This window comes from Micromonospora arida, from assembly GCF_003857035.1.
Classification (GTDB): domain Bacteria; phylum Actinomycetota; class Actinomycetes; order Mycobacteriales; family Micromonosporaceae; genus Micromonospora; species Micromonospora arida.
Genome location: NZ_QGSY01000123.1, coordinates 1 through 26,465 on the forward strand (window position 1 = coordinate 1; position 26,465 = coordinate 26,465).

22 protein-coding genes are annotated in these 26,465 nt (G+C 70.1%); 10 read left to right on the forward strand and 12 right to left on the reverse strand.

What is annotated here, in order from left to right; translation table 11 throughout:
• Together DLJ58_RS06515 and DLJ58_RS06520 are read right to left on the reverse strand one after the other, a co-directional pair.
• The coding region (locus DLJ58_RS06515; RefSeq protein WP_208740895.1) for a glutamate ABC transporter substrate-binding protein at positions 1–945 on the reverse strand (945 nt) is incomplete at its 3' end.
• A 19-nt stretch (positions 946–964) separates the two neighbouring features.
• Positions 965–1,693, reverse strand: coding sequence for an amino acid ABC transporter ATP-binding protein (locus tag DLJ58_RS06520; protein ID WP_124854328.1), 729 nt, complete (start codon positions 1,691–1,693; stop codon positions 965–967).
• 163 nt (positions 1,694–1,856) lie between these two features.
• Between DLJ58_RS06520 and DLJ58_RS06525 the strand changes: the two genes are divergently transcribed.
• Both DLJ58_RS06525 and DLJ58_RS06530 read left to right on the forward strand, forming a co-directional pair.
• Entirely contained in the window at positions 1,857–3,035 is a 1,179-nt protein-coding gene (locus DLJ58_RS06525; protein ID WP_208740897.1) for an ROK family transcriptional regulator, read from the forward strand.
• A 164-nt stretch (positions 3,036–3,199) separates the two neighbouring features.
• The gene (locus DLJ58_RS06530; protein WP_158629553.1) at positions 3,200–4,027 is read left to right on the forward strand and encodes a DUF3152 domain-containing protein; all 828 of its coding nucleotides are present in this window, start codon (positions 3,200–3,202) and stop codon (positions 4,025–4,027) included.
• Between the two features lie 211 nt (positions 4,028–4,238).
• On the opposite strand, the gene DLJ58_RS06535 is transcribed toward DLJ58_RS06530, so the two are convergent.
• From DLJ58_RS06535 to ilvD, 3 genes are all read right to left on the reverse strand, one after another.
• A complete protein-coding gene (locus tag DLJ58_RS06535) occupies positions 4,239–5,498 on the reverse strand; it encodes a S1 family peptidase (RefSeq protein ID WP_244218817.1) in 1,260 nt (419 codons plus the stop codon).
• A gap of 608 nt (positions 5,499–6,106) precedes the next feature.
• Positions 6,107–6,973, reverse strand: coding sequence for a hypothetical protein (locus DLJ58_RS06540; protein ID WP_124854316.1), 867 nt, complete (start codon positions 6,971–6,973; stop codon positions 6,107–6,109).
• A 166-nt stretch (positions 6,974–7,139) separates the two neighbouring features.
• A complete protein-coding gene (gene ilvD, locus DLJ58_RS06545; protein ID WP_112730699.1) occupies positions 7,140–8,987 on the reverse strand; it encodes a dihydroxy-acid dehydratase in 1,848 nt (615 codons plus the stop codon).
• A 128-nt stretch (positions 8,988–9,115) separates the two neighbouring features.
• Between ilvD and DLJ58_RS06550 the strand changes: the two genes are divergently transcribed.
• From DLJ58_RS06550 to ilvC, 4 genes are all read left to right on the forward strand, one after another.
• Positions 9,116–11,470 (forward strand): putative bifunctional diguanylate cyclase/phosphodiesterase, encoded by a 2,355-nt coding sequence (locus tag DLJ58_RS06550; protein ID WP_425271296.1) that lies wholly within the window; start codon positions 9,116–9,118, stop codon positions 11,468–11,470.
• Positions 11,471–11,658: 188 nt separating this feature from the next.
• Positions 11,659–13,527 (forward strand): acetolactate synthase large subunit, encoded by a 1,869-nt coding sequence (locus DLJ58_RS06555; protein ID WP_124854318.1) that lies wholly within the window; start codon positions 11,659–11,661, stop codon positions 13,525–13,527.
• Positions 13,527–14,042 carry an acetolactate synthase small subunit gene (gene ilvN / locus DLJ58_RS06560; RefSeq protein WP_088946549.1) on the forward strand — a complete coding sequence of 172 codons (516 nt, stop codon included), beginning with the start codon at positions 13,527–13,529 and terminating at the stop codon, positions 14,040–14,042. The genes DLJ58_RS06555 and ilvN overlap by 1 nt, the downstream gene beginning before the upstream one ends.
• A 95-nt stretch (positions 14,043–14,137) precedes the next feature.
• Entirely contained in the window at positions 14,138–15,151 is a 1,014-nt protein-coding gene (gene ilvC, locus DLJ58_RS06565) for a ketol-acid reductoisomerase (protein ID WP_112625850.1), read from the forward strand.
• Positions 15,152–15,234: 83 nt separating this feature from the next.
• Here ilvC and DLJ58_RS06570 read toward each other — a convergent pair whose 3' ends face one another.
• On the reverse strand, positions 15,235–16,224 hold the full coding sequence (locus DLJ58_RS06570; RefSeq protein ID WP_124854319.1) for a hypothetical protein: 990 nt from the start codon (positions 16,222–16,224) through the stop codon (positions 15,235–15,237).
• A gap of 267 nt (positions 16,225–16,491) precedes the next feature.
• Between DLJ58_RS06570 and serA the strand changes: the two genes are divergently transcribed.
• Positions 16,492–18,090, forward strand: coding sequence for a phosphoglycerate dehydrogenase (serA, locus tag DLJ58_RS06575; RefSeq protein ID WP_124854320.1), 1,599 nt, complete (start codon positions 16,492–16,494; stop codon positions 18,088–18,090).
• A gap of 76 nt (positions 18,091–18,166) precedes the next feature.
• Here serA and DLJ58_RS06580 read toward each other — a convergent pair whose 3' ends face one another.
• Together DLJ58_RS06580 and DLJ58_RS06585 are read right to left on the reverse strand one after the other, a co-directional pair.
• Positions 18,167–18,523 (reverse strand): hypothetical protein, encoded by a 357-nt coding sequence (locus DLJ58_RS06580; protein WP_091393184.1) that lies wholly within the window; start codon positions 18,521–18,523, stop codon positions 18,167–18,169.
• Positions 18,524–18,832: 309 nt separating this feature from the next.
• Entirely contained in the window at positions 18,833–19,675 is an 843-nt protein-coding gene (locus tag DLJ58_RS06585; protein ID WP_124854321.1) for an FAD:protein FMN transferase, read from the reverse strand.
• A 229-nt stretch (positions 19,676–19,904) separates the two neighbouring features.
• Here DLJ58_RS06585 and DLJ58_RS06590 point away from each other — a divergent pair, with 229 nt between their 5' ends.
• Entirely contained in the window at positions 19,905–20,936 is a 1,032-nt protein-coding gene (locus tag DLJ58_RS06590) for a 3-isopropylmalate dehydrogenase (RefSeq protein ID WP_124854322.1), read from the forward strand.
• A 155-nt stretch (positions 20,937–21,091) separates the two neighbouring features.
• Positions 21,092–22,189 carry a branched-chain amino acid aminotransferase gene (locus tag DLJ58_RS06595; protein ID WP_124854323.1) on the forward strand — a complete coding sequence of 366 codons (1,098 nt, stop codon included), beginning with the start codon at positions 21,092–21,094 and terminating at the stop codon, positions 22,187–22,189.
• 51 nt (positions 22,190–22,240) lie between these two features.
• Here the strand turns inward: DLJ58_RS06595 and DLJ58_RS06600 are convergent, their stop codons facing one another.
• The 4 genes from DLJ58_RS06600 to DLJ58_RS06615 form a co-directional block, all read right to left on the reverse strand.
• Positions 22,241–23,011 (reverse strand): tyrosine-protein phosphatase, encoded by a 771-nt coding sequence (locus DLJ58_RS06600; RefSeq protein WP_244218818.1) that lies wholly within the window; start codon positions 23,009–23,011, stop codon positions 22,241–22,243.
• Between the two features lie 55 nt (positions 23,012–23,066).
• Positions 23,067–23,525, reverse strand: a complete 459-nt coding sequence (locus DLJ58_RS06605; RefSeq protein ID WP_124854325.1) for a PRC-barrel domain containing protein — start codon at positions 23,523–23,525, stop codon at positions 23,067–23,069.
• A 205-nt stretch (positions 23,526–23,730) separates the two neighbouring features.
• Positions 23,731–24,261 (reverse strand): alkylhydroperoxidase, AhpD family, encoded by a 531-nt coding sequence (gene ahpD / locus DLJ58_RS06610; protein WP_124854326.1) that lies wholly within the window; start codon positions 24,259–24,261, stop codon positions 23,731–23,733.
• A gap of 2 nt (positions 24,262–24,263) precedes the next feature.
• The gene (locus DLJ58_RS06615; protein WP_112582047.1) at positions 24,264–24,458 is read right to left on the reverse strand and encodes a hypothetical protein; all 195 of its coding nucleotides are present in this window, start codon (positions 24,456–24,458) and stop codon (positions 24,264–24,266) included.
• A gap of 316 nt (positions 24,459–24,774) precedes the next feature.
• On the opposite strand from DLJ58_RS06615, the gene cimA reads away from it, so the two are divergent.
• Positions 24,775–26,358, forward strand: a complete 1,584-nt coding sequence (gene cimA, locus DLJ58_RS06620) for a citramalate synthase (RefSeq protein WP_124854327.1) — start codon at positions 24,775–24,777, stop codon at positions 26,356–26,358.
• The last annotated feature ends 107 nt before the right edge of the window (positions 26,359–26,465 follow it).

Sequence of the window (26,465 nt, forward strand, 5' to 3'; positions counted from 1 at the left end):
GTGGTGGAGGGTGGGCGCGGCACCCTCCACCACCGAGCCGAGGGTGCCTTCCCAGACCTTCGCCCACGTGCCGTCGGCCTGGATCTTCTTCAGCCAGTTGTTGACGAACTCCTTGAACTGCGCGTCCTCCTTGTTGAGGCCGATGCCGTAGGCCTCGGTGGTGAACGGCTCGCCCACCACCTTCATCCCCGGGTTCGCCTTGGCGCCCGAGGCGAGCAGCGTGAAGTCCTGCACGTACGCGTCGCCGCGCTTCTGCAGCAGCGCCTGCAACGCCTGCGGGTCGGTGCCGAAGGCGATCTGCTTCGAGCCGGGCGCGGCGGAGGGCAGCGCGGTGACGGCCGGGGTGTTCGCCCCGACGATCACGGTCTTGCCGGCGAGGTCCTTGACGCTCTTGATCGAGGTGTCGTCCTTGCGGACACCGACGGCGAGGCCGGAGGTGAGGTACGGCCCGGCGAAGGCGACCTGGGTGGCCCGCTGCGGGGTGATCGTGTACGTCTGGAAGACCGCGTCCACCGACTTGGCCTGGAGCATGGCCTCCCGGGTCTGGGTGCCGATGGTCGTCGTCTTCACCTCGGGCTTGCCGATGATGTACTTCGCCAGCAACTTCGCCATGTCGGCGTCGAAGCCCTCGATGGTGCCGCTGACCGGGTTCTGCTGGGCGAGCAGCGGCGCGTCCAGGGATCCACCGATGTTCAGGTAGCCGCGCTTGCGGATCGCCTCCATTGTGGAACCGGCCGGGATGTCCGCGTCGGTGGCCACCGGGGCCGCGTCGTACACCGACTGGGCGACCACGCCGTCGCCGCCCAGGCCGGGGTTGCCGGGCAGCGTCGGAGCGCTGCCGCCGCTGTCGCCGCCGCAGCCGGCGGTGGCGAGGGCCACCGCCACCGCGGTGGCGGTGAGGGCGAGCGACCGCCGCCCGGTGAAGCTCATCTTGAGGATTGACATGACACCCTCCCGTTGGGGGCTAGTGCTGGAGGATCTTGGATAGGAAGTCGCGGGCCCGCTCGGTGCGCGGAGCTGCGAAGAAGTCGTCGGGTGCGCCGGATTCGACGATCCGGCCGTCGTCCATGAAGACCACCCGGTCGGCGGCGCGACGGGCGAAGCCCATCTCGTGGGTCACCACGATCATGGTCATCCCCTCGGCGGCGAGGGAGACCATCACGTCGAGCACCTCGTTGACCATTTCCGGGTCGAGGGCCGAGGTCGGTTCGTCGAAGAGCAGCACCTTCGGCTGCATCGCCAGGGCTCGGGCGATCGCGGCCCGCTGCTGCTGCCCGCCGGAGAGTTGGGCCGGGTGGTGGTCCGCCTTGTCGGCGATACCGACGCGCTCCAGCAGGGCCATCGCCTGCTGCCGCGCCTCGGGCCGAGGGATCCGGCGGACCCGGGTGGGGCCGAGAGTGATGTTGTCCAGCACCGTCTTGTGGCCGAAGAGGTTGAAGGACTGGAAGACCATGCCGACATCAGCCCGCAGCCGGGCCAGCGCGCGGCCCTCGGCGGGCAGCGGCTCGCCGTCGATCTCGATGCTGCCCTCCCCGGCGGTCTCCAGCCGGTTGAGGCAGCGGCACAGGGTCGACTTGCCGGAGCCGGAGGGCCCCACCACGACGACCACCTCGCCGGCGGCCACCGTGAGGTCGATGTCCTTGAGCACGTGCAGCGGACCGAACCACTTGTTCAGGCCGCGTACCGACACCATCGGTCGGTTCGCACCCGTCGTCTCCGGTGCCACCAGACGGCCTCACTTTCTTCGATTACAAAACTAAGTCAGCTTCATATCGAACCAACAGCGCCATCTAAAGGTAGCCAGCAAACTAAGTCAACCGGTTGCTTGAACAAACTCCGGGTGCTAAGAAGCTGACGTGACGATTGACGACGCGCCACGCGACGCCCTCCGGGGCGGCCCCCGGGAGCTACTGCGCTGGGTGGCCACCGGTGCGGCCGTCAGTCGGGCCGATCTGTCCCGCCTCTCCGGGCTCTCCCCGTCGACGGTCTCCCAGCGGGTCGAGGCGTTGATCAGCCAGGGGTTGCTGGAGGAGGCCGGCGCCGGGCGGTCCCGGGGTGGGCGGCGGCCCCGCCAACTCGCCGTGCCCACCGGCGGCGCCGTGGTCGGCGCTATCGACCTCGGCGCGCATCACGCCCGCGTCGGTGCACTGGATCTCTCCGGGCGGGTGGTCCAGGCCCGCACCCTGCCGGTCCGCATCGAGGACGGCCCGGAGGCGGTGCTCGGCGCACTGCTGGCCGAGGTCGCCACGCTGGTGGACGGCGATCCGGCGGCCTCGCGCGGCGGCTCGGCCACAGGTGCGCTCCGCGGCGTCGGCATCGGGATCCCCGGTCCGGTGCAGCACTCCACCGGGCGGATCGTCAGCCCGTCGCGGATGCCCGGCTGGAACGGCTTCGACGTCGCCGCGTTCTGCGCCGGCCGTGTCGACGTGCCGGTCATCGTGGACAACGACGCCAACCTGATGGCGCTCGGCGCACACCGCACCGCGCATTCCGAGTTGGACCACGCCGTCTACATCAAGGCTGGCACCGGAATCGGCTCCGGTGTGATCTCCAGTGGACGTTTGCACCGGGGCGCCCAGGGATCGGCCGGGGACATCAGCCACTGCCGGGTGGTGGCCGATCCCGCGCCGCCGTGCACCTGTGGCAACGCCGGTTGCCTGGAGGCGGTGGCCAGCGGCGCCGCACTGGTCACCGCGCTCCGGGAGCAGGGCGTGCCGGTCTCCGACCTGACCGGTGTGATCCGCCTGATCGACGACGGTGACCGGCAGGCCACCGCCCTCGCCCGGCAGGCCGGCCGCGCCGTCGGCGAGATCCTGGCCGTGGTGGTCAACTTCTTCAACCCGCAGGTGGTAGCCATCGGTGGTCGGCTCGCCGACTGCGAGCCGCTGCTGGCCAGCATGCGGGCCACCCTCTACGAGCGGTGCCTCCCGTTGGCCACCCAGACCCTGCTCATCGAACGGGTCGCCGCCGGCCAGGACGTCGGCATCACCGGTGCCGCCCACCTGGTGATCGACCACGTCGTAGCGGCCGCCTGACCTCGCCTGCTTTGATACCCAGCGTGATTCACCCTGCGCGTTACGTTGGAAATGTAACCCCTTGACCGGGTTCCACCGCAGATCATCTTGACATTTTCCTTACAGGCAGTCACGTAGCCTTCCGGTGTTCTCACTGGCCCGTGATCACTCCTGGAGGTTTCGACGTGCGGATCAACGGACGGCTGCTCGTGCCGATCTCGTTGGCAGTGGTGCTGGCGACCGCCGCCTGTGGCCTGTCGGCACCGGCGTCCGGGCAGGCCGACGTCCCACTCTCCGGAGCGACTGCCCAGAACCCGGATCCGAGCCCCAGCGACACGCCGACCTCCAGCCCGACTCCGGAGATCCCTACTGACGCGCAGATCCCCACCAGGGCCGCCGGCACCTTCACCACCGCCACCGGCACCGGTCGCGTGATCGGCAAGGGCAAGAAGCGGGTGCGCTACAGCGTCTCGGTGGAGAAGGGCATCGCCTGGGGTGACATCCCCGCCTGGAAGCCGGACCGGTTCGCGGCGAGTATCGAGCAGGTGTTGGCCGCACCGAACGGGTGGTCCACATCCGCACAGCACCCGGTCACCAATGCGGCGGTGAACCTGAACCGGGCGTCGTGGTCCTTCCAGCGGGTCGGCACCTCGAAGGTCGACGTCGACGTGCGGCTCGCGACACCGAGGACAGTGGACCGACTCTGCGGCGCGAGCGGCGTCGACACCGAGGGCGTCTACTCCTGCAAGTACGGCAAGACCATCATGATCAACCTGCGGCGTTGGCTCCAGGGGTCACCGGGATACCCGGTCAGCATCGACGAGTACCACGCCGGCGTGATCAATCACGAGTTCGGTCACTTCCTCGGCTTCGCCCACATGAAGTGCGGCGGTCGCGGCAAGCCGGCTCCGGTCATGATGACCCAGACCATGGGCCTGGGCGGGTGCGTGCCCAACGTCAGCCCGTTTGTCGGCAACGGGCAGTTCGTTAGCGGACCGTGGGCTCCGTCCTGACCGCACGGATCTCTGGTGATCGCTGCCCGGTGAGCGGCTCGGCATGCGTACCGGCAGTACCGGAACGGAACGGGCGGGCCCGGTGTGACGCCGAGCCCGCCCGAACACGGAACTGATCAGTTGCCGGCGGTCAGGCCCTGCAGACCCTTGATGCGCAGGTGCGGTAGGTGCGGTGTGTCGCACCTACCGCGCCCAACGATCAATTCTCGAATTATTGAGTTACGGGGTATGCCCCGTACTCACGTGCGATATCTGCCCAATCCTGGAAGTACATGGTAGACCCCGAGCCGGCAGAGGTGATTCCCTTGGCCCGAACTCCCGTGCCGTCCAAGGTGAACACCGGCCCGCCGCTGTCACCGCGTTGGACGGCGGTGCCACCGGCAGACTTCGTTGTCTTGATGAGCCCCTTGACCGTATAACCCTGGTCACCGTCGGAGTCGCAGCAGCCAAACGTTATGTTGGTGCTGTTCAGCTGCTTGAGGCCGCAGATGGTGCCGCTCGTCGCGCCGGACTGACATACCAGCTCGTTTGCGGCCCAGTATCCCCAGCTGCGGACTGGCTTGGTGGTGGACGTCGTTGCCGTGCCATCGAAGATCAGACCCGAGCCTTGAGCACCAATAAGAATGATGTCGTATCCGTAGTTCTCGCTGTGCACCGAACCCATGTTCTCAAGGGTGGAGCCCTTGCCCTGACGCGCGATATCCGGCGCTGTTGCGCAGTGCGCGGCGGTCAGCACAAATTTCGTTCCAGCCCCGTTCTTGACGCCCCACCCCGTAGTGCAGGTGGCCCGTTGCGCGCCATTACGCCACGACTCCCATCTGCCACCGCCGTTCCACGCGCTGAAGTCATCAATACGACTGGCCATCAGCTCGATGGGCTCTTCGCCGGTAGTCACCTGAACGGGGACGCTCAGTCCAGCATCGCGGATGATGCTGGCTGCGGGAACGACCGGCGCCTTTCCCTTGGCTGCACGTCGGGTCGCAATCTGTGCAGATTGCGTGGCCGGGATCCGCTCGATCACCAGCCCACTACCGTTGTGCTCCACGCTGACCGCTTGGATGTCGCTGCTGCCCCGAGACTTGATGGTATCGCTGATTTTCTCAGCGTTCGCTTCCAGTTCGGACTTCGAATGCGCCGCAGGGCTGACCTTGATCGGCCCATAGGCCCGTGATCGGGCAACCGCGCTTGCCATGGAGGTGGTCAAAGAGCCCTTGAAGTAAAGAGTCAACCCAGGACCCTCGAAAGCGACGCCCGCGAATCCGGAATTCGGCGCCTTCACATACTCTTCGTACAAGGCCTGAACGGCCGGCTGCATCTTGGCCTGCTCTTGCATTGTGGCCAGAATCGTGGGGTCGATGTTTTCGATAGATTGTGCATCCGGCTTCGCCTCGCTTGCTGGCTTCGCCGTGTCCTGGGCGAGGGCCACATTCGACGGTGCCATGACGAGGGGGAGCAGCAGGAGCGAGGCCACGATACCTCGTCGGCTGCTGCGCCATCCAGAGAGCCGTGGTGGATTGTTCGATGTCATTCAGGACCGCCTTCCTTTTGGCTGCAGGCAGTGAGCCGTCAAGAATTTGAGAGATGCCCAGAAGGCGCTTGTTTCACTTCCAATATCGATGGCGCGTAGGAACTCCTCCCCTTGATCAGGGCAGGCGCACATCATCGAGATTGTCTCAGTGCGAAGGTTTCGAGTCTTCTGAGGCAGCGTCAGACGGGGAGAGAGAAAGGTCTGACGGCTGAAGTGAGATCCGAATTCCGGACGGACTGCTAATGCTTTTCCGTGGTCGGGATCCAGCTAGCGACTCTTCGGAGCCAATAGGCTCGTTGCTGCAGATTCATTCGACGTCCTCCCCGTTGGCGAAGATCGTACGCAGTCTCTTCGTCCGCCACAAGAACCATCCTGAATTCGCCGACCGAGATGGCGTGTAAGGGCAGAATGGGGTATAAATGCCAAACGAAATGATCATCGTAAATGTGGCGGCGGCCAGTGGCGCTGGCGTGCGCAGCTACCTGCTGTTTCGCCGACGTGCGCCAGCGGCTTCAGCTGGTGTCCTCCGACGAGAGCTGTCGGCGAGGCTCTCAGGCCCTGTCGACGCGTGGCCGCGCAGCTCGCTCGCTCGCCCGGGTCAGGTACAGGCCGGCGCCGAGGACAAGCCCGGGTGCCAACACGAGCAGCACGGCTTGAGCGGGTGCCGACACCAACTGGCCATCCCATACGCCGAACGGCGTTGGCAGGCCCAGATGGATCGTGGCGTACCCAGCGACGCCCGCCCCCATCAGCGTGAAAACGCGCCTGCGGACGGCAGGCCCAAGATCCGAAACCGCTGCCACGGCCAGGGCCAGCACGACCACGAATGTGAGGGCGGCAACGGCGGCGCTCAGTCGTGAGGAGACGACAAACGCGGGTTCGATCGTCGAAGCGGCGTCGCCTGCCTGGGACGGCGCACCGGGCTCGCCCAGGAGAGGAATCGCCGCGGCTGTGAGCGTGGCAGTCGAGGCGGCGGCGGCCAGCAGCGTACGTCCACGGTGCGTCAAAATGACCAAGCCGCGCTGGACCGGGGATGCCACGCTCAACAGCGCCGCTGCCGTGAGCGCCAGGAGCAAGGGCCACAATCCAAGGTCAAGCGTCGCCCCTGAGCGTCGGCCACCGGTGAAGCTGGTCGCGAGAATGGCGACCTCGTACAGCACCGCAGACCAGGCGGCCAGCAGGACGGCGGTGCGCCACCGCGCGACGATGGCGATGCTGACCGCCACCCACGCCACGGCCCGCAACCAGGTCCCGGTCGGCAGGGCGATCACTGTTTCGCCGGTACGAGCGAGGAAGGCCGCAGCCTCGACCAGCGGACGTAGCTGGCGAGCAGCCAGGATCAAGGTGACGACGACGGCAACAACCGCGGCAGCGTCCACCCAGAGTGGCCGGCGAGCCGGCTGATCGACTGTGTCCATGTGTACCTAGACGGTGAGTTCCCCGGCGCGGTTGCACCTGAGACTGCGGATTCTGTTCTCGGCGTCCAGCGCGACCCGCTCGCCCGGCCGCCACACCCCGCCCGGAGAGCCCCGATTGTGTCGTTTGCCGGCGACTCCCCAGGCGGTCGATTGTCATGCGCGGTCGCTACTCCGGGACGCGGCGGTAGGCACCGTCGCTGGCCGACGTGGCCATCGAGGCGTACGCGCGCAGCGCCGCGGACACCGGCCGCTGCCGATCGGTCGGGGTGTACGGCTTGTCGCGCTTCTCCTCGGCCACCCGGCGCGCCTCCAACTCCTCGGCGGGAACGTTCAGCTCGATCGACCGGCCCGGGATGTCGATGACGACCTCGTCGCCGTCGCGGACCAGGGCGATCAGCCCGCCGGAGGCCGCCTCGGGGGAGACGTGCCCGATGGAGAGCCCGGAGGTGCCACCCGAGAAACGGCCGTCGGTGAGCAGCGCACAGGAGCGGCCCAGCCCGCGGCCCTTGAGGAACGAGGTGGGGTAGAGCATCTCCTGCATGCCGGGGCCGCCCTTGGGCCCCTCGTACCGGATCACCACGACGTCCCCGGCGACGACCTGCTTGGCGAGGATCGCGGTCACCGCGTCGTCCTGCGACTCGTAGACCTTCGCCGGGCCACGGAAGGTCAGGCAGTCGTCGGGCACGCCGGCGGTCTTCACCACGCTGCCCTCGGGTGCCAGGTTGCCGTGCAGGATGGCCAGCCCACCGTCGGCGGAGTAGGCGTGCTCGCGGTCCCGGATGCAGCCGCCGGCCGCGTCGGTGTCCAGCGACGACCACCGGTTGGTGGTGGAGAACGGCTCGGTGGTGCGCACCCCGCCGGGGGCGGCGTGGAACAGCTCGACAGCCGTCGGGGTGGGGGAGCCACCGCGCACGTCCCAGTCGGTCAGCCACTGCGCGAGGGAGGGGGAGTGCACGGCGTGCACGTCCCGGTTGAGCTGCCCGGCCCGGTCCAGTTCACCGAGGATCGCCGGGATGCCGCCGGCCCGGTGCACGTCCTCCATGTGGTAGTTCGGTGAGTTGGGTGCGACCTTGGCCAGGCACGGCACCCGCCGGGAGATCGCGTCGATGTCGGTGACGCCGAAGTCCATCTCCGCCTCGCGGGCGGCGGCCAGCAGGTGCAGCACCGTGTTGGTGGAGCCACCCATCGCCACGTCCAGGGCGACGGCGTTCTCGAAGGCGGCCTTGGAGGCGACCGTACGCGGCAGCACCGAGTCGTCGTCGCCGTCGTACCACCGCTTGGAGATCTCCACGACGGTCCGGCCGGCCTCGACGAAGAGCGACCGGCGGGCGGCGTGGGTGGCCAGCGTGGATCCGTTGCCGGGCAGCGCGAGCCCGATCGCCTCGGTGAGGCAGTTCATCGAGTTGGCGGTGAACATGCCGGAGCAGGAGCCGCAGGTCGGGCAGGCGGAGCGTTCGATCTCACCGAGCTGCTCGTCGGTGACCGCCTCGTTCGAGGAGGCGATCATCGCGTCGATCAGGTCGATCTTGCTGTGCACGACGCCCTCGATCGCCATCGTCTTGCCGGCCTCCATCGGGCCGCCGGAGACGAAGACGGTCGGGATGTTGAGCCGCAACGCGGCCAGCAGCATCCCGGGGGTGATCTTGTCGCAGTTGGAGATGCAGACCAGGGCGTCCGCGCAGTGCGCGTTGACCATGTATTCGACCGCGTCGGCGATCAGCTCACGGCTGGGCAGCGAGTAGAGCATGCCGCCGTGGCCCATCGCGATGCCGTCGTCGACGGCGATGGTGTTGAACTCCCGGCCCACCCCGCCGGCCTCGGCGACCGCGTCGGCGACCAGGCCACCCATGTCCTTGAGATGTACGTGACCAGGCACGAACTGGGTGAAACTGTTGGCGATGGCGACGATCGGCTTGCCGAAATCGTCGTCGGTCATCCCGGTGGCCCGCCAGAGGGCCCGGGCGCCGGCCATCGTCCGACCGTGTGTGGAGGTCCTCGACCGCAGCTCAGGCATGCATACCAGCATGACACCGCCCGCGCGCCGGCCCACCCGGGTGTCTCCCGTGTCCCAACAGATGCACACTCGGCCCCCATGGTGTGCGCCCATCCGGCACTCTTGGAGGCGTGCATCTTCCACCGGGCATGGTCGCTGTCGCGGCGCTCAGCGGGCTCGTCGCCGCGGTGGCCGCCGTGCTGCTGACCGTCGTCGCCCGGCGGCGGACGCGGCCGCGTCGACCGGCGCACCTGCTGCTCGCGGCCGCCGCCGGTGTTGGCCTGCTCAGCCTCCTGGCCGGGGTGGCCGCCGCGCTCAGTGCGAACGACCACTGGGCCCACCAGCAGGGGCAGCGCACCGGTTGGGCGACAGTGGTGGCGATCGGCATGGCGGTGAGCGGCCTGGCCTTAGCCGCCGGGCTTCTGCGGCTGCCCGGGGTGGCCGCCACCGCGGCGGGAACGGCCCGGCTCGCCCTGGACGGGTTGGTCATGGCGGCGGCGCTGTGGTTCGTCGGTTGGGTGCTCTTCTCCGAGCCCACCCGGCTGCTCGGTGCCGCCACCCCGATGGCCTGCCCGGCGATCCTGTTGGCCACGGTGAGCGCCGCGCTCGGTGCCGGGCTCGCCGTGATCGTCGTCTTCCGGGCCGCCAGGCCACGTCGCCGGCTCGCCGCGCTGGGTGCCGGCATCACCGCGGTGACCTGCGGCGGGCTGGGTCTCAGCGCCGGGCTCTGCCAGGCCGGGCCGACCATGGCGCTGACCGGTGCTGCGGTGCTCGCCGCCGGTCTGCTGACGGTCGCGATCGCGGTGTACCGGGCCGACCGGCCGGGGCAGGTCGACCTTGACCTGGTCGGTAGCGACGGTGAATACGCGATCGCCCCGATGCTGGCGATGGCCGCCTCGGCGATGTACCACCTCGCCCAGGACGGCCGTTTCACCGCAGCGGGCATCGTGGCCGGCAGCGTGGAGGGCTTCGCCCTGGTGGCACGGCAGTACCTCACACTTCGCGACGTCCGGGGGTACGCGGACCGCCTGGCCGAGCGGGAGGCGCACTTCCGGGAGCTGGCGCACACCGATCCGCTGACGTCGTTGGCCAACCGGCGCGGGCTGCTCCGGGCGCTGCACCGCAACGCCGCCGACCACAACCCGTGTGTGCTGCTCGGCCTCGACCTGGACGGCTTCAAGAACGTCAACGACATGCGGGGCCACGACGTGGGCGACGCCGTGCTGGCCGAGGTGGGCCGGCGGCTGCGCGGCAACCTGCGCCCCGGCGACGTGGCCGCCCGGCTGGGTGGCGACGAGTTCGCCGTACTCATGCAGGGCCGGCCAGTCGAGGCGGACCGGGTCGCCGAACGGCTCCTCGGGGTGATCAACCGGCCCTACGACCAGCCGGAGGGGCCGGTCTTCCTGTCGGTGAGCATCGGAGTGGCCGACTGGGCCGACGAGCCGGACGTGGAGCTGCTGCTGCGCCACGCCGACCTGGCGTTGCGCTACGCCAAGCAGCGCGGCAAGAACCGGATCGAGCGGTACGACGCCGCGTACGACCAACTGCTGCGTCGGCGTACGACGGTGGAGCACGAGCTGCGCGGGGCCATCGACCGCGACGAGCTGCGGTTGGCCTTCCAGCCGGTGGCGTCGCTGCCGTCGGTGCGGCCGGTCGGCGCCGAGGCGCTGCTCCGTTGGCACCATCCCGAGCTGGGCAACGTGCGTCCGGACGAGTTCATCCCGCTCGCCGAGGAGTGCGGCATGATCGCCCCGCTCGGCGCCTGGGTGCTGCATCAGGCCTGCTACCAGCTCTCCCGGTGGCTGGCGGACGGGCACGACGTCTGGGTGTCGGTCAACGTCTCCCCGCGCGAGCTGCACGCCCCGGAGTACGTGGTCCAGGTCGCCGAGGCGCTGCGCGCCCACCACGTGCCGCCGCAGCGGCTGGTGCTGGAGGTCACCGAGCACGCGGTCGCCACCGACCTGGACGAGTTGATCCGGCGGCTCACCGCGCTGCGGTTGACCGGTGTCCGGATCGCGCTGGACGACTTCGGGGCCGGCTACTCGTCGCTGGGGCAGCTGCGCCGACTGCCGATCGACATCCTCAAGATCGACCACAGTTTGGTCGCCGAGCACGAGCCGGTCCGCCCGGTCGGCCAGGACGGCCCGGCGTTCGCCCCGATGGTCGACATCGTCATGCGGTTGGGCCACCAGTTGGGGCTGGAGGTGATCGCCGAGGGGGTGACCACGCCGACCGAGTTGGCCGCGGTGGTGGCCGCCGGTTGCCGCTTCGGGCAGGGCGCGCTCTTCGGCTGGGGGGTGCCGGCCGAGCACCTGGAGGCGATGCTGGAGGCGGCCACGTCACCGGGTGCGCGTCCCGCCCCGGTGCCCGCACCACGGCCCGCTCCGGCCGGGTCCGGGCAGCTCACCCCGTCTGACGATGGCGCGTCGGCGGTCGACGCGCCGGCCTCCGTTAACCAACATGTGGGATCAGTTGACTCATCGCGTGAGATGCGTCAGGCTTAGCCGCATGTCGTCGTACCGGTCGCTGCGAGTACTTACCTGAGCGCACTCTCCCTCGTCGAGAGTGCGCTGGCCCCGTGCATCTGCACGAGGGCCGTTTTTATTGCCATCGGAACCTGGCGAAGCGGGCCCCGTCCGCGTCGCATCGCTTGACTAGCCACCAGCCACTCCAGCCGAAGGCCAGAACCGCCATGACGAAACCCACGCCCGAGACCCTCGCCCACACCGCCCGCCGGGCCCGCGCGGCCGCCGACGTCGACCAGGCCGCCCCGCGCACGGCCACCCCGGCCGTCCCGGCGGTACGGTCCGCCGCCGCGACCCAGGTTTCCGGGGCCGGCTCGCTCGTGCGGTCCCTTGAGGCGCTCGACGTCGACGTCGTCTTCGGCATTCCGGGCGGCGCGATCCTGCCGGCGTACGACCCGCTCTACGACTCGACGGTTCGGCACATCCTGGTGCGGCACGAGCAGGGCGCGGGGCACGCGGCGACCGGCTACGCGCAGGCCACCGGCAAGGTCGGTGTCTGCATCGCCACCTCCGGCCCGGGCGCGACGAACCTGGTCACCCCGATCGCCGACGCGTACATGGACTCGGTGGCGATGGTGGCGATCACCGGGCAGGTGGCCCGCCCGTCGATCGGCACCGACGCCTTCCAGGAGGCGGACATCCAGGGCATCACCCTGCCGATCACCAAGCACAACTTCCTCGTGCAGAACGCCGAGGAGATCCCCCGCGTGCTGGCCGAGGCGTTCCACCTGGCCAGCAGCGGGCGACCCGGCCCGGTGCTGGTCGACATCCCCAAGGACGTGCTCCAGGCGTCGACCACCTTCTCCTGGCCACCCACCCTGGACCTGCCCGGTTACCGGCCCACCCTGCACCCGCACGGCAAGCAGATCCGGGAGGCGGCGCGGTTGATGGCCGCGGCCCGGCGGCCGGTTCTCTACGTGGGCGGCGGGGTGCTCAAGGCCGGTGCCACCGACGGGCTGCGCCGGCTGGCCGAGCTGACCGGCATCCCGGTCGTCACCACGCTGATGGCGCTCGGCGCGTTCCCCGACTCGCATCAGCAGCACCTGGGGATGCCCGGCATGCACGGCACGGTCGCCGCGGTCTACGGCCTGCAGAAGGCGGATCTGATCGTCGCGCTGGGCGCACGCTTCGACGACCGGGTCACCGGCAAACTGGACTCGTTCGCCCCGGACGCGGCAGTGGTGCACGCGGACATCGACCCCGCCGAGATCGGCAAGAACCGGCACGTGGACGTCCCGATCGTCGGCGACGCCAAGCACGTCATCGACGAGCTGATCGCCGCGGTCACCGCCGAGCGGTCGGCGGGGCGCACCGCCGACCTCGGTGACTGGTGGACGCAGCTCAACGACCTGCGCAACCGTTACCCGCTGGGCTACGACGAGCCGGTCGACGGGACCCTGTCCCCGCAGTACGTGATCAAGCGGCTGGGCGAGATCGTCGGCCCGGACGCGATCTTCGTGGCCGGGGTGGGCCAGCACCAGATGTGGGCGTCGCAGTTCATCTCCTACGAGAAGCCGTACACCTGGTTGAATTCCGGCGGCCTCGGCACGATGGGCTACGCGGTGCCGGCGGCGATGGGCGCCAAGGTCGGCAAGCCGGACACGGTGGTCTGGGCGGTGGACGGGGACGGCTGCTTCCAGATGACCAACCAGGAGTTGGCCACCTGCGCGTTGGAGGGCATCCCGGTCAAGATCGCCGTCATCAACAACGGCAATCTCGGCATGGTCCGACAGTGGCAGACGCTCTTCTACAACGAGCGCTACTCCAACACCGAGCTCGGCACCCACAAGCACCGCATCCCCGACTTCGTCAAGCTCGCCGAGGCCCTGGGCTGTGTCGGGCTGCGGTGCGAGACCGCGGCCGACGTGGACAAGACCATCGCCGCCGCCATGGAGATCAACGACGCGCCCGTGGTGATCGACTTCGTGGTCGGCAAGGACGCGATGGTCTGGCCGATGGTCGCCGCCGGCACCAGCAACGACGAGATCATGTTCGCCCGTGGCGTCCGCCCGGCCTTCGACGAGGATGACATCTAATGACCATGCACACCCTGTCCGTGCTGGTGGAGAACAAGCCGGGCGTGCTCGCCCGGGTCTCCGGCCTGTTCTCCCGGCGTGGGTTCAACATCGACAGCCTCGCCGTCGGCGAGACCGAGAACCCGGACGTCTCCCGGATCACCATCGTGGTCAACGCGGAGTCCTCCCCGCTGGAGCAGGTCACCAAGCAGCTGAACAAGCTGGTCAACGTGCTCAAGATCGTTGAGCTGGATCCGCAGGTCTCGGTTGCCCGGGAGTTGCTACTGGTGAAGGTTCGCGCCGACCGGTCCGCGCGGTCGCAGGTGCTGGAGACCGTCAACCTGTTCCGCGCCCGGGTGGTCGACGTCGCACCGGACACGCTGACCATCGAGGCCACCGGCACTCCGGACAAGCTCGACGCGCTGCTACGCGACCTCGAGGCCTTCGGCATCAAGGAAATGGTCCAGTCCGGGCTGGTGGCGATCGGGCGCGGCTCGCGTTCGATCACCGCCGGTCCCGCGCTTCGGGCCGCCTGACCCGCCGCCGGTCGGCCCTCGGCCGGCCGTCCGGCGAATTCATCCGCACAGACCACGACGGGCCGCCCCGGCCGTCGTACGAAAGGGAAGTTCTCATGAGCGTTGAGGTGTACTACGACGACGATGCCGACCTCGGCCTGATCCAGGCCAAGAAGGTCGCGGTGATCGGTTACGGCAGCCAGGGCCACGCCCACGCGCTGTCGCTGCGTGACTCCGGCGTCGACGTGGTGATCGGTCTGCCGGAGGGCTCGAAGAGCCGTCCCAAGGCTGAGGAGCAGGGCCTGCGGGTGGTCACGCCCGCACAGGCCGCCGCCGAGGCCGATGTGATCATGGTGCTCGCACCGGACACCGCCCAGCGTGGGATCTACGCGGAGTCGATCGCCCCGCACCTCGCCCCCGGCAAGGCGATCTTCTTCGGCCACGGCTTCAACATCCGGTACGGCCTGATCAAGCCGCCGGCCGAGGTGGACGTGGCGATGGTCGCGCCCAAGGGCCCCGGCCACCTGGTCCGCCGCCAGTACAGCGACGGCAAGGGCGTGCCCTGTCTCGTCGCCGTCGAGCAGGACGCCAGCGGCAACGCGCTCGCGCTCGCCCTCGCGTACGCCAAGGGGATCGGCGGCACCCGGGCCGGCGCGATCAAGACCACCTTCACCGAGGAGACCGAGACCGACCTCTTCGGCGAGCAGGCGGTGCTCTGCGGCGGCGCCTCGGCGCTGGTGCAGACCGGTTTCGAGGTGCTCACCGAGGCGGGCTACGCCCCGGAGGTCGCCTACTTCGAGTGCCTGCACGAGCTGAAGCTGATCGTCGACCTCATGTACGAGGGCGGCATCGCGAAGATGCGCTACAGCATCTCCGACACCGCCGAGTACGGCGACCTGTCCCGTGGTTCGCGCATCATCGACTCCCGGGTCAAGGACGAGATGCGCAAGATCCTGGGTGAGATCCAGTCCGGCGAGTTCGCCCGCGAGTGGGTCGCCGAGGACGAGGCCGGCCGGCCCAACTTCACCAAGTGGCAGGCCGAGGGCGCGGCGCACCCGATCGAGGAGACCGGCAAGAAGCTGCGCGGCATGATGAGCTGGGTGGACCGCCCGATCACCGAGACCGCCTGACACGTTCGACCGGTCCACCAGCGGCCGGCGATCCAGCGCTCTCCCCAGCGCGGGTCGCCGGCCGCTGGCCGCAGTGCCCTCCGTCAGCGGCTTTCCGTCGCCTCGGCCTCAGCGGCTGCCCAGGCGGCCTTCTCATGCAGCCCGAGAGCGTTGAGAGTGCCGGCAAGCGTGCGTAGCGCGATGACCAGCCGTGGCTGATACCGAACGGGGTCGTGCTCGGCCAGCCAGCGGTAGTGCCCGACGGCCTCCTCGGCCGCCGCCACGGCCGCATCCTGTTCGCGAAGCCCCAGGTGGGCCCTGGCGATCACGAACAACAGGTTGCCGAGCGTCGGCCGGAACCGCAGTGGCTCCAAACGGCTCATGAAGGTCAGGTCCTCGCGGGCACCCGCGGCCAGCGTCAGCGCTTCGGCCCACCGGCGATGGGAGGCGAGGGAGTCGGCCAGCCCGCTCATCGCCTCGAGCCGGGCGGGCATGTACTTCAGCCGTGTCCAGAGGGGAAGCCGCCGGAACAACTCGACAGCCTCCTCCCGGGCGGCGAGCGCCTCGGCCGGCTCGCCCAGCGCCGCCCGGCAGTAGCCGAGCACGGTGAGGGACCGGGCCAACGCCATCCGCTCACGGGCACCGAGCGGCGCGCACCGTAGCCAGGTCTCCCGGGCCTGGTCGGCGAGCGGCAGCGCGTCGCGGGGTGCGTCGGTGCGGAGTTGCACGGCCACCATCAGCTGCGCCGCGGCCAGGACGACGAGGCCGTTCCGGTCGGTCGCGTTCTCGACGTACCCGATCGCCTCCCGGCCCTGCGCGAGCGCGGCTTCGACGGTGCGGTCGTCCGGGACCGAGCCCTGCGCGACGAGTGCCCGCGCGAGTGCCACCTCGTGCCGGCCCGGCCGGTCCTGGACGAGCCGTCGGTAGAGCGCGACCGCCTCGTCCGCGGCGGCGGTGCGCCGACGCACGAAGCTGCGTCGGATTTTCACCTGATGGGACCGGGTGACCAACGCCTCGGCCAGCACCGGACCGAACCGCGCGAGATCGACACGGGTCAGCTGTCGGAGCAGCGTGATGCGCACGGCGAGCGACAAGGGCGGATCCTCCCGCAAAGGTGTGCCTCCGGTTGTAGCGGGCGGGAGCAACCGTGTCGGTGCGGTGAACGGCCGATGTCCGTCGCCCGACCGGGCGTGTGAGGGCACTCACCCTGAAGACCGGAACACGCCGACCAGCGGGGCCCCTACGATCGCCTGTAGGTGCAGCAGCCGGCACCTGACGGCCACGGCACGGATCAGCGCAGGGCGCAGTGCGGCGCCCCCCGCCGCCCGGGCCGATCGCAAACACGACCTCTACGAGGACCGATGAATCCTGTCGTACTGATCGCCGAAGAACTCGCCCCCGCCGCCATCGAGGTGCTCGCCCACGACTTCGACGTCCGTCACGTCGACGGCACCGACCGTCCGGCGCTGCTCTCGGCGCTCTCCGAGGCCGACGCCGTCATCGTGCGCAGCGCGACCCAGATCGATGCCGAGGCGGTCGCCGCCGCGCCGCGACTCAAGGTGGTCGCCCGGGCGGGCGTCGGGCTGGACAACGTCGAGGTGCCGGCCGCCACCGCGCGGGGCGTCATGGTCGTCAACGCGCCCACCTCCAACATCGTCTCCGCCGCCGAGCAGGCCGTCGCGCTGCTGCTCGCCGTCGCCCGTAACACCGCGAGCGCCAGCTCCGCGCTCAAGGCGGGGGAGTGGAAGCGGTCGAAGTACACCGGCGTCGAGGTCCAGGGCAAGACGGTCGGCGTGGTGGGGCTCGGTCGTATCGGGGTGCTCTTCGCGTCGCGTATCGCCGCGTTCGGCACCCGGCTGATCGCGTACGACCCGTACATCCAGCCGGCCCGTGCGGCGCAGCTCGGCGTCCGCCTGGTCGGGCTGGAGGAGCTGCTGCGGGAGAGCGACTTCATCTCCATCCACCTGCCGAAGACGCCGGAGACGGTGGGCCTGATCGGTGAGAAGGAGTTGGCGCTCGTCAAGCCCGGCGTTCGCATCATCAACGCCGCCCGTGGTGGGCTGGTCGACGAGCAGGCGCTCGCGGACGCGATCGCCGAGGGCCGGGTCGCCGGCGCCGGTGTCGACGTGTACAGCAAGGAGCCGTGCACCTCGTCGCCGCTGTTCGCCTTCGACAACGTGGTGGCCACCCCGCACCTGGGCGCCTCCACCCACGAGGCGCAGGACAAGGCCGGTCTCGCCGTGGCCAAGAGCGTCAAGCTGGCGTTGCAGGGCGAGTTCGTCCCGGACGCGGTGAACGTGCAGGCCGGCGGTGTGGTCGCCGAGGACGTTCGGCCGCTGCTGCCGCTGGCGGAGAAGCTCGGCCGGGCGTTCACCGCGGTCGCCGGTGGGATCGCCGCCAGCGTCACGGTCGAGGTCCGCGGTGAGATCGTCAGCCACGACGTGTCGGTGCTCAAGCTCGCCGCCACCAAGGGTCTGTTCAGCTCCGTGGTCGAGGAGCAGGTCACCTACGTCAACGCCCCGCACCTGGCCGCCGAGCGTGGCGTCGAGGTCACCCTGGCCACCCTGGTCGAGACGGCCGAGCAGCCGACCCTGGTCACGGTGCGCGGCGCGCTGCCGGACGGTCGGACGGTCAGTGTCTCCGGCACGGTCACCCACTCCGGCGCTCGGGACGTGCTGAAGCTGACCGAGGTGGACGGCTTCGACGTGGAGATCGGCGCGGAGGGCATCCTGCTCTTCCTGCGCTACGCCGACCGGCCCGGTGTCGTCGGCACGGTCGGTACCCTGCTCGGCGAGTCGGGCATCAACATCGCCGCCATGCAGGTGGCTCGTCGGGAGGCGGGCGGTGAGACGCTGATGACGCTCACCGTCGACCAGGCGCTCGGCGCCGACCTGCTCACCTCGGCCGCCGAGTCGATCGGCGCCACGGCGGCCAGCGCCGCCGACCTGCGCGACGAGTAGTAGAACGACAAACACCGTGGGGGGCCTGGCGATTCGCCGGGCCCCTCGTCATTTCCCGTCCGTGGCGCCGGTCAGGTCAGCCGGGCAACCGCGCCGGCGGCGGGTAGACCGAGCCGTCCTGCGGGTCGAAGAGCATCAGACCGTGCTCGCCGGCCAGCCGCTCGATGTCCAGTAGCACCTGGTCCGCGCAGGTCGGGTGCAGGTTCAGCTCGACGTGGTCGTGGGCCGCGTGCAGCGGCGCCACCGCCCACGGGCTGTTCGGGCCGGGGTGACGGTCCGGATAGGAGGCGGTGATCGCCCGGTAGAAGCTGACCACCCGCGGATCGGGGTAGCGGTCCACGTGTCGCCCCTGCCGGCAACCGTTGACCGCTGTCCGCACGTCCTCGGGCGTCGCCCCGTCCTCCAGGGCCCACACGCTCAGATCGAAACTCACGGCGGATAGCGTGCCATCCGCCGTTCACCATGTCGAAACTGCCTCGCCGCCGGTCAACCATCGATCACCGCGGTCTGCGGTCACGACGGTCCGGTGTGGAGACTCTTGCGTCGAGTTGCGTCGATTCGCTAGCGTACGCACTGCGGTCACTGGCCGAGTTCGAGGCGCCGGCCCGTCTTCGGGTGGCGCGGTCGACGTCCGGCCCGACCGGTCCGCACCCCTCGGTTGTGCGAGCCACGCGCACTCGTCGCTGACCGGCCCCCACGGCCGTTGCCGAGACCGTGGGGGCCGATCGCGGGCCCGACCGGCTCAGCGACGGTGCGCGAAGAGCGCGCGATAGTCGGAGTTGCCCCGGAACCACGCCAGGCCGGTAGGGCCTGCGGCGTAGAGCGCGGTGGCGTAAGCGTCGGCGATCGTCAGGTCGGGGCCCACCACGGTGGCGGCGACGAGGTGATCGGCCGGCTCGCCGGTGTGCGGGTCCACCACGTGCCCCTGCCGCCCGCTCACCCCGGAGGTGCCGATCGCGCCGGCGGTCATCTCCAGCACCAGCGGCGCCCGCTCGGGTGCGGTCGGGTGATGCACCGCGACCCGCCAGGGTCCGCCGTGCGGCGCGCGGCCCCGGACGACGAGGTCGGCGCCGGCGAGTACGGCATAGTCGTGGATGCCGGCGGCGCGCAGTCGCTCCGCGGCGCGTTCCACCGTCCAACCGCCGAGCAGGCCGCCCGGGTCGAAGCCGCCGGGCACCGCCCAGGCGTCGAACCACCCGTCGGTGGCCGCACGCATCGCGGCGCAGCGGTCCACCAGATCGGCGAGCGGCGGGTACGACTCCGGGCTGATCTCGCCCCGACGCAGCCGGGAGACCAGGCTCTCCGGTCGGTTGGGGCCGTAGGTGAGGTCGATGGCGCGCAACTCGGCGACGCTGTCCCGCAGCGCCTCGCCCACGCCCCGGCGGCCGAGCGACTCGGGTGCGTTGAGCAGCAGGGTGTACTCGGCGGTCGCGGTGCGTACGGTGTGCTCCACCGCGATCCGGCCCTCGGTGGCCGCGGCCGGGTCGATCCGCTGCCGGCGGCTGCCGAGTCGCAGGTCCGGTCGGCGGTTGCGGAACGCGGACGGGTCCGGCCAGCGGGTCCGTGGCTGCTCGTCGATGCGCATCGCATCTGCCCCCTCGCACATGGCGCCGCGTCATCGCGACCCCGTTGGTCAGCGGGCCGCCGCGACCCACTGACTACCACCGTAGGCAGCGGAGATGACCGCCTCATGAGTCTCAGCTGAGAGGGTGCTGTGCATTCCCGCATCCCAACTTGTGGACCCAGCGTACCGGGAGGCGGGACGGCAACGTACCGTTGCCCCGAACGGAACCGTTGAGCAGAGGAGTGCGGTCGTGGCGCGGATCGCGGTGGTGGCCGGAGACGGCATCGGGCCCGAGGTGGTCGCGCAGGCCCGCAAGGTCCTCGACGCGGTGCTGCCCGGCGTGCAGGCCACCGAGTACGACCTCGGTGCCGCCCGCTGGCACCGTACCGGCGAAGTGCTGCCCGACTCGGTGCTGACCGAGCTGGCCGGGCACGACGCGATCCTGCTCGGTGCGGTCGGTGACCCGACGGTCCCGCCGGGCGTGCTGGAGCGAGGGCTGCTGCTCAAGCTCCGTTTCGCCTTCGACCAGTACGTCAACCTGCGCCCGTCCCGGCTCTGGCCCGGGGTCGCCGGCCCGCTGGGCAACGTGAAGCCGGGCGAGGTCGACCTCGTGGTGGTGCGCGAGGGCACCGAGGGGCTCTACGCCGGTGCCGGCGGTTCCCTGCACCGGGACACCCCGGCCGAGGTCGCCACCGAGGAGAGCCTGAACACCCGGCACGGCGTGGAGCGGGTGATCCGCGACGCGTTCGCCCGCGCCGGCCGCCGGGAGCGGCGCAAGGTCACCCTCGTGCACAAGACCAACGTGCTCACCCACGCCGGGTCGCTCTGGGCGCGTACGTTCGACGCGGTCGCTGCCGAGCACCCGGACATCGAAACCGAGTACCAGCACGTCGACGCGGCGGCCATGTTCCTGGTCACCCAGCCGCAGCGCTACGACGTGGTGGTCACCGACAACCTCTTCGGCGACATCCTCACCGACATCGCCGCGGCCGTCACCGGTGGCATCGGGCTGGCCGCCAGCGGCTGCATCAACCCCCAGGGGGCGTACCCCTCGATGTTCGAGCCGGTGCACGGCTCGGCTCCGGACATCGCCGGGCAGGGCATCGCCGACCCGGTCGCCGCGGTGCTCTCCGCCGCGTTGCTGCTGGAGCAGCTCGGGCACAGCGAGTCGGCTGCTCGGGTCAACGCGGCGGTCGCCGCCGAGCTGGCCAGCCGGGCGCCGGGTGCAACGCTGCGTACCGAGGAGGTCGGCGACCGGCTCGCCGCTCACGCCGTAGCCTGATCACCTCGGCCCGAGCGGCAACCGGCCCTGAGGTCGGTCCGCCACGGGCAGCCCGACCGGCGCTACCCGCTTAACGACCGTTCGGGGTAAGTTCCTGGCACAGCCATGTCGGTGTGCGGTCCCGCATGCCGTTGTTCCGCAGGGAGGTCAGCGCGATGAGCGGTGGTGACAAGCTCGACTTCGAGATCCGTCCGAATCTCGCGCCGGTATCCGCCGCCGATCGGGCCGCGCTGCTGGTAAATCCCGGGTTCGGCCGTGTCTTCACCGACCACATGGTCACCGTCCGTTACGCCGACGGCAAGGGCTGGTACGACGCCCGGGTGGAAGCCCGTGCCCCGATCCCGATGGACCCGGCCAGCGCGGTGCTGCACTACGCGCAGGAGATCTTCGAGGGGCTCAAGGCGTACCGCACGGCCGACGGTGGCGTGACGATGTTCCGGCCGGACGCCAACGCGGCCCGCTTCGCCACCTCCGCGCAGCGGATGGCGATGCCGGTGCTGCCGCCGGAGGTGTTCGTCGACTCGCTGCACAAGCTCATCGAGATCGACCGGGAGTGGATCCCCACCGGCGAGGACGGCAGCCTCTACCTGCGGCCGTTCATGTTCGCCAGCGAGGTCTTCCTCGGCGTCCGCCCGGCCAACGAGTACCTCTACATGGTGATCGCCTCACCGGTCGGTGCGTACTTCACCGGTGGCGTCAAGCCGGTCACCGTCTGGGTCTCTCCGGACTACACCCGGGCCGCGCCCGGTGGCACCGGCGCGGCCAAGTGCGGCGGCAACTACGCCGCGTCGCTCGCCGCCCAGGCAGAGGCCATCGAGGCCGGCTGTGACCAGGTCGTCTTCCTGGACGCTGTGGAGCGCCGGTTCGTCGACGAGCTGGGCGGCATGAACGTCTTCTTCGTCTACGACGACGGCACGGTGGTCACCCCACCGTTGACCGGCACGATCCTGCCGGGCATCACCCGCGACGCCGTCCTCGCGCTGGCCGGCGCGGCCGGACACCAGGTCGAGGAGCGGCCGGTCAGCTTCGCCGACTGGCAGGCCGACGCCGCCAGCGGTCGCCTCCGCGAGGTTTTCGCGTGCGGCACCGCCGCGGTGGTCACCCCGATCGGTGGGGTCCGCTTCCCGGACGGCGAGTTCCTGATCGGCGGTGGCGAGCCCGGCCGGGTCACCATGGCCCTGCGTCAGCAGTTGGTCGACATCCAGCGGGGCAAGGCGGCCGACCCGCACGGCTGGGTGCAGCGGGTCTTCTGATCTCCGTCGCTTCGCCGGCCCGTCCACCCGGATGGGCCGGCGCAGTCGGCCCTACGCGTCGGTGGGCTCCGCCTTGGTGGGCTCGTCGAGCAGGTGGTCGCGGAGCGCGGCGAGCTGCTCGTCGGTCACCCCGGCGTGGCGCAGGTACGCCTCGACCGAGCCGTGCCCCGCGCGCAGCTCGTCCAGGAAGATCTGCATCGCCTCGGCAGGCGAGCTCAGGAACGGCGCCGGCACATCCACGCCGCCCGGGGTGATGGAGGCCAGCCAGGCGCTGTACCGGGCCGACGCCGCACTGCTGAGCGCGTAGTCCGCGGTGATGTCCGCGTCGTCGACGCCGAGCACGGCGAGGGTCAGCGCGCACACGATGCCGGTGCGGTCCTTGCCGGCGACGCAGTGCACCACCACCGGGGCGTTGGCGGAGTCGGCGATCAGGCCGACCGCCTCGGCCAGCCCGGTGGTGCCGGTCTGGGCCAGGTCCGCGTACCGGTCCGCGAGGTACCGGGCCAGGCTGGCGCCCTCCTCGTGCGGCGTACCCGCCCAGTCGGCGTGCTCCGGGTGGATGTTCCGGTAGGCCAGCCCCTGGTACGCCGGCACCCGACCGTCGCGCTCCACCTCGGTGGGGCGGCGCAGGTCGATGACGGTGCGGATCCCGATCGCGGCGAACGCGTCCCGGTCCTGCTCGGTGAGGCGGTGCAGCGAGTCGGAGCGGTAGAGCCGGCCTCGGCGTACGGATCGGTCGTCGTGGCCGAGGTAGCCACCGACGTCGCGGAAGTTGAAGGTGGCGGGGAGCGGAATCTGTCGGCTGTCGTCGATGGCGTCCACGTTCACACGGTAACGGCCGGTGGGGCAGCGCCCCACCGGCCGTCGGGTCGAACAGTCACCGTGCGGTGCCGGGCGGGAGCGCGCCGTACGTCTCGTCGTAGTAGCCACCCAGCTGATCCCGGTAGCTCGGGTCGCTGTGGCTGGTCTCGTCGTACTCCGGGGCAGCCTTGATCTGGTCCCGGGTCCGGTCGACGGAGACGGTGCGCTGGTCGTGGTCGACCTGGTTGACGGTGCCGGCCGGCAACATCACCTTCTTGCCGAAGATCCAGGGCCCGGTGTCCACGACCAGGTAGCTGCCGCCGACCTCGTGACTGGCGCTGTCGATCTTGCCGATTCCACCGTCGGTGGCCTCGACCTTGTAGCCGACCAGGTCCACGTCGGCCACGCTGGCGTGGTCCCGGTAGCGCCAGGGGTCGAACGTGCCGGCCGGCGCGCCGCCGGGCACCGTGCCCTGGTCGCCGCCGCGCAGCGGGTCCGGCCCGGCGTGGGTGGCGTGCGGATCGATCCTGTCCATGCCGTTCACTCCTGACTGTCGCCGATCGTCTCGGCGTAGGTGGGTGCGTCCCCGCAGGAGCTACCCGGCCGTCGGGGGCCGGAAACGGCGACAGGCAGCGGTACGCGACGCGGCGCGGCGACGGGTCGCCGCACGGCGACAGGGCGAAGCGCGGTGTACGGCAGGGGGCCGCGACATGCGGCCTCGGCCGTCGGGGCGTACGTGTTCAGGCCAGTGCGGCTTCGGCGTCCAGGGTGACCGCCGCGGCGTGCACCACTGCGGAGATCCGCAGGGCCTCGTGCAGCTGCTCCCGGGTGAAGCCGCTGCCGCGCAGCTTCTTCTCGTGCAACTCCAGGCACACCCCACAGCCCGTGATGGCCGACACGGCGAGGCACCAGAGCTCGAAGTCGCCCTTGTCCACCCCCGGCCTTGCGATGATCTGCATCCGCAGTCGGGCCGGCATCGAGGCGTACCGCTCGTCGCCGATCAGGTGCTTGGCCCGGTAGTAGATGTTGTTCATCGCCATGATCGCCGCAGCGCCCTTGGCCGCCTCGACACCCTCCGGCCCGAGGTGCCCGAGCGCCTCGGCCGCGATCTCCCGCAGCACCACCGGGTTGCGAGCGGTCACCGCGCAGGCCAGTGCGGTGCCCCAGGTCTGCACCGGGGTCAACGCCGAGGAACCGATGGTGGAGCTGAGGTTGAGCCTGATGTCCTTGGCGTACTCCGGCAGGGCTGCCTTGATCGCGTCCAGGCCCATGGTCAGACTCCGGCGGCGGGGGTCTCGTCGGCGATCTCCGTCGGGCTGATGGAGGTGAAATCCATCGGCCCGACGAAGACCACACACCACGTGCCCTCGTGGGACGTGTGGTTGATCGTCCTGGACGCGTTGTTGGCGCCCAGCGATACGCAGGCGGCGAGTCCGTGCTCAGGTAAGCGGTCACTGACGGTGAGCACAGGTCCTCCTTGCAGACGGCGCGGTGGCCATCATCGGATCCGTTCCAGATGTTTCCGCATGGCTGTTTCCGCCGATGAGTGGCCCGGTGGCTTGTGAAGCCGATCACGAGCGTTGGTCAGGGGTGAACGAACCCTCAGTCACCATCCCGCTATGTGGATTGCTCCTCCCAAATTCGGGGGAGGAGTGGCAGAGTGGCCAGCGTGACCAGTACCGCCCTGATTATTGCGACCTAGCGCGCCGGCTCTCCCCTCTGCCGAGCGCGCAGACCTCCCGCATCCGCGGGAGGTCTTTTTGTTGCTCCGAGAAAGGATCCTGATGACGTTCCAGGTCTTCGACACCACGTTGCGCGACGGCGCTCAGCGCGAGGGGCTCACCTACTCGGTGGTCGACAAGCTGGCCGTGGCCCGGCTGCTCGACGAGTTCGGCGTCGGCTTCATCGAGGGCGGCTGGCCGGGCGCGGTGCCCAAGGACACCGAGTTCTTCCGCCGCGCCCGCACCGAGCTGGACCTGCGGCACGCCGTACTCGTCGCGTTCGGCGCCACCCGCAAGGCCGGCGTTGCGGTCGCGGACGACCCCCAGGTGCGCGCCCTGCTGGACGCGCAGACCCCGGCCGTGGCCCTGGTCGCCAAGGCCGACACCCGGCACGTCGAACGCGCGCTGCGTACCACCGGCGCGGAGAACCTCGCGATGATCCACGACACCGTCGACCACCTCGTCCGCGAGGGTCGACGGGTCTTCGTCGACGGCGAACACTTCTTCGACGGCTACCGGCACGACCCCGCGTACGGCGCGGCCGTGGTGCAGACCGCGCTCGCCGCCGGCGCCGAGCGGATGGTGCTCTGCGACACCAACGGCGGCATGCTGCCGTCCCAGGTGACCGCCGTGATCCACGACCTGACGAGCAGGCTGGGGATCGACGCCGGGCTGCTCGGTATGCACGCCCAGAACGACACCGCCTGCGCGGTGGCCAACACCATCGCCGCCGTGGAGGCGGGCGTCCGCCACGTGCAGGGCACCGCCAACGGGTACGGCGAACGCCCGGGCAACGCCGACATCTTCGCGGTCGTCGCCAACCTCCAACTCAAGCTCGGCATGCCCGTCCTACCGGAGGGCTGCCTGGCGCAGATGGTGCGGGTCTCGCACGCCATCGCCGAGATCGCCAACATCGCCCCCGACACCCACCAGGCGTACGCCGGGGCCGCTGCCTTCGCCCACAAGGCGGGGTTGCACGCGAGCGCAATCAAGGTCGACCCGTTGCTCTACAACCACGTGGACCCGTCGGTGGTGGGCAACGACATGCGGATCCTGGTCACCGAGATGGCCGGTCGGGCCAGCGTCGAGCTCAAGAGTCGTGAGCTCGGCCTGGACCTGGCCGGCAGCCCCGACGCCCTGACCCGGGTCACCAAGCGGGTCAAGGAGCTGGAGGCGGGTGGCTGGTCCTTCGAGGCGGCCGACGCGTCCTTCGAGTTGCTGGTCCGCTCCGAGCTGCCGGAGGGCAGCCCGGCCCGACCGTTCACCCTGGAGTCGTACCGGGTGTTGGTCGAGCACCGCGAGGACGGCGCGGTGGTCTCCGAGGCGACCGTGAAGATCCGGGTACGTGGTGAGCGGGTGATCGCCACCGCCGAGGGCAACGGCCCGGTCAACGCGCTCGACGAGGCGCTGCGGGTGGGGCTGGCGCGGCACTATCCGCAGCTGCGCGACTTCGAGTTGGCCGACTACAAGGTGCGCATCCTGGAGGGCAGTCACGGCACCGGCGCGGTCACCCGGGTCCTGCTGGAAACCTCGAACGGCAACGGCCGCGACTGGACCACGGTAGGCGTCCACCCCAACGTGGTCGAAGCCAGTTGGCACGCCCTGGTAGACGCCCTGACCTACGGCCTAGCCCCCACCTCCGTCTAACCCCCACCCCCCACTCTCGCGATCTTGCACTTTGTGTCGACGGTCTGCGGCTTTTATCGCTGATGCCGGGACAGTAAGTGCAAGATCGACGGGGTGGGGTGGGTTAG

Bases quoted from the DNA above. Each gene is read 5' to 3' on its own strand.
- DLJ58_RS06520 (WP_124854328.1), bottom strand. From the start codon at position 1,693: ATGGTGTCGGTACGCGGCCTGAACAAGTGGTTCGGTCCGCTGCACGTG.
- DLJ58_RS06540 (WP_124854316.1), bottom strand. From the start codon at position 6,973: ATGGACACAGTCGATCAGCCGGCTCGCCGGCCACTCTGGGTGGACGCT.
- ilvD (WP_112730699.1), bottom strand. From the start codon at position 8,987: ATGCCTGAGCTGCGGTCGAGGACCTCCACACACGGTCGGACGATGGCC.
- DLJ58_RS06550 (WP_425271296.1), top strand. From the start codon at position 9,116: ATGGTCGCTGTCGCGGCGCTCAGCGGGCTCGTCGCCGCGGTGGCCGCC.
- DLJ58_RS06555 (WP_124854318.1), top strand. From the start codon at position 11,659: ATGACGAAACCCACGCCCGAGACCCTCGCCCACACCGCCCGCCGGGCC.
- ilvN (WP_088946549.1), top strand. From the start codon at position 13,527: ATGACCATGCACACCCTGTCCGTGCTGGTGGAGAACAAGCCGGGCGTG.
- ilvC (WP_112625850.1), top strand. From the start codon at position 14,138: ATGAGCGTTGAGGTGTACTACGACGACGATGCCGACCTCGGCCTGATC.
- serA (WP_124854320.1), top strand. From the start codon at position 16,492: ATGAATCCTGTCGTACTGATCGCCGAAGAACTCGCCCCCGCCGCCATC.
- DLJ58_RS06585 (WP_124854321.1), bottom strand. From the start codon at position 19,675: ATGCGCATCGACGAGCAGCCACGGACCCGCTGGCCGGACCCGTCCGCG.
- DLJ58_RS06595 (WP_124854323.1), top strand. From the start codon at position 21,092: ATGAGCGGTGGTGACAAGCTCGACTTCGAGATCCGTCCGAATCTCGCG.
- DLJ58_RS06605 (WP_124854325.1), bottom strand. From the start codon at position 23,525: ATGGACAGGATCGATCCGCACGCCACCCACGCCGGGCCGGACCCGCTG.
- ahpD (WP_124854326.1), bottom strand. From the start codon at position 24,261: ATGGGCCTGGACGCGATCAAGGCAGCCCTGCCGGAGTACGCCAAGGAC.
- cimA (WP_124854327.1), top strand. From the start codon at position 24,775: ATGACGTTCCAGGTCTTCGACACCACGTTGCGCGACGGCGCTCAGCGC.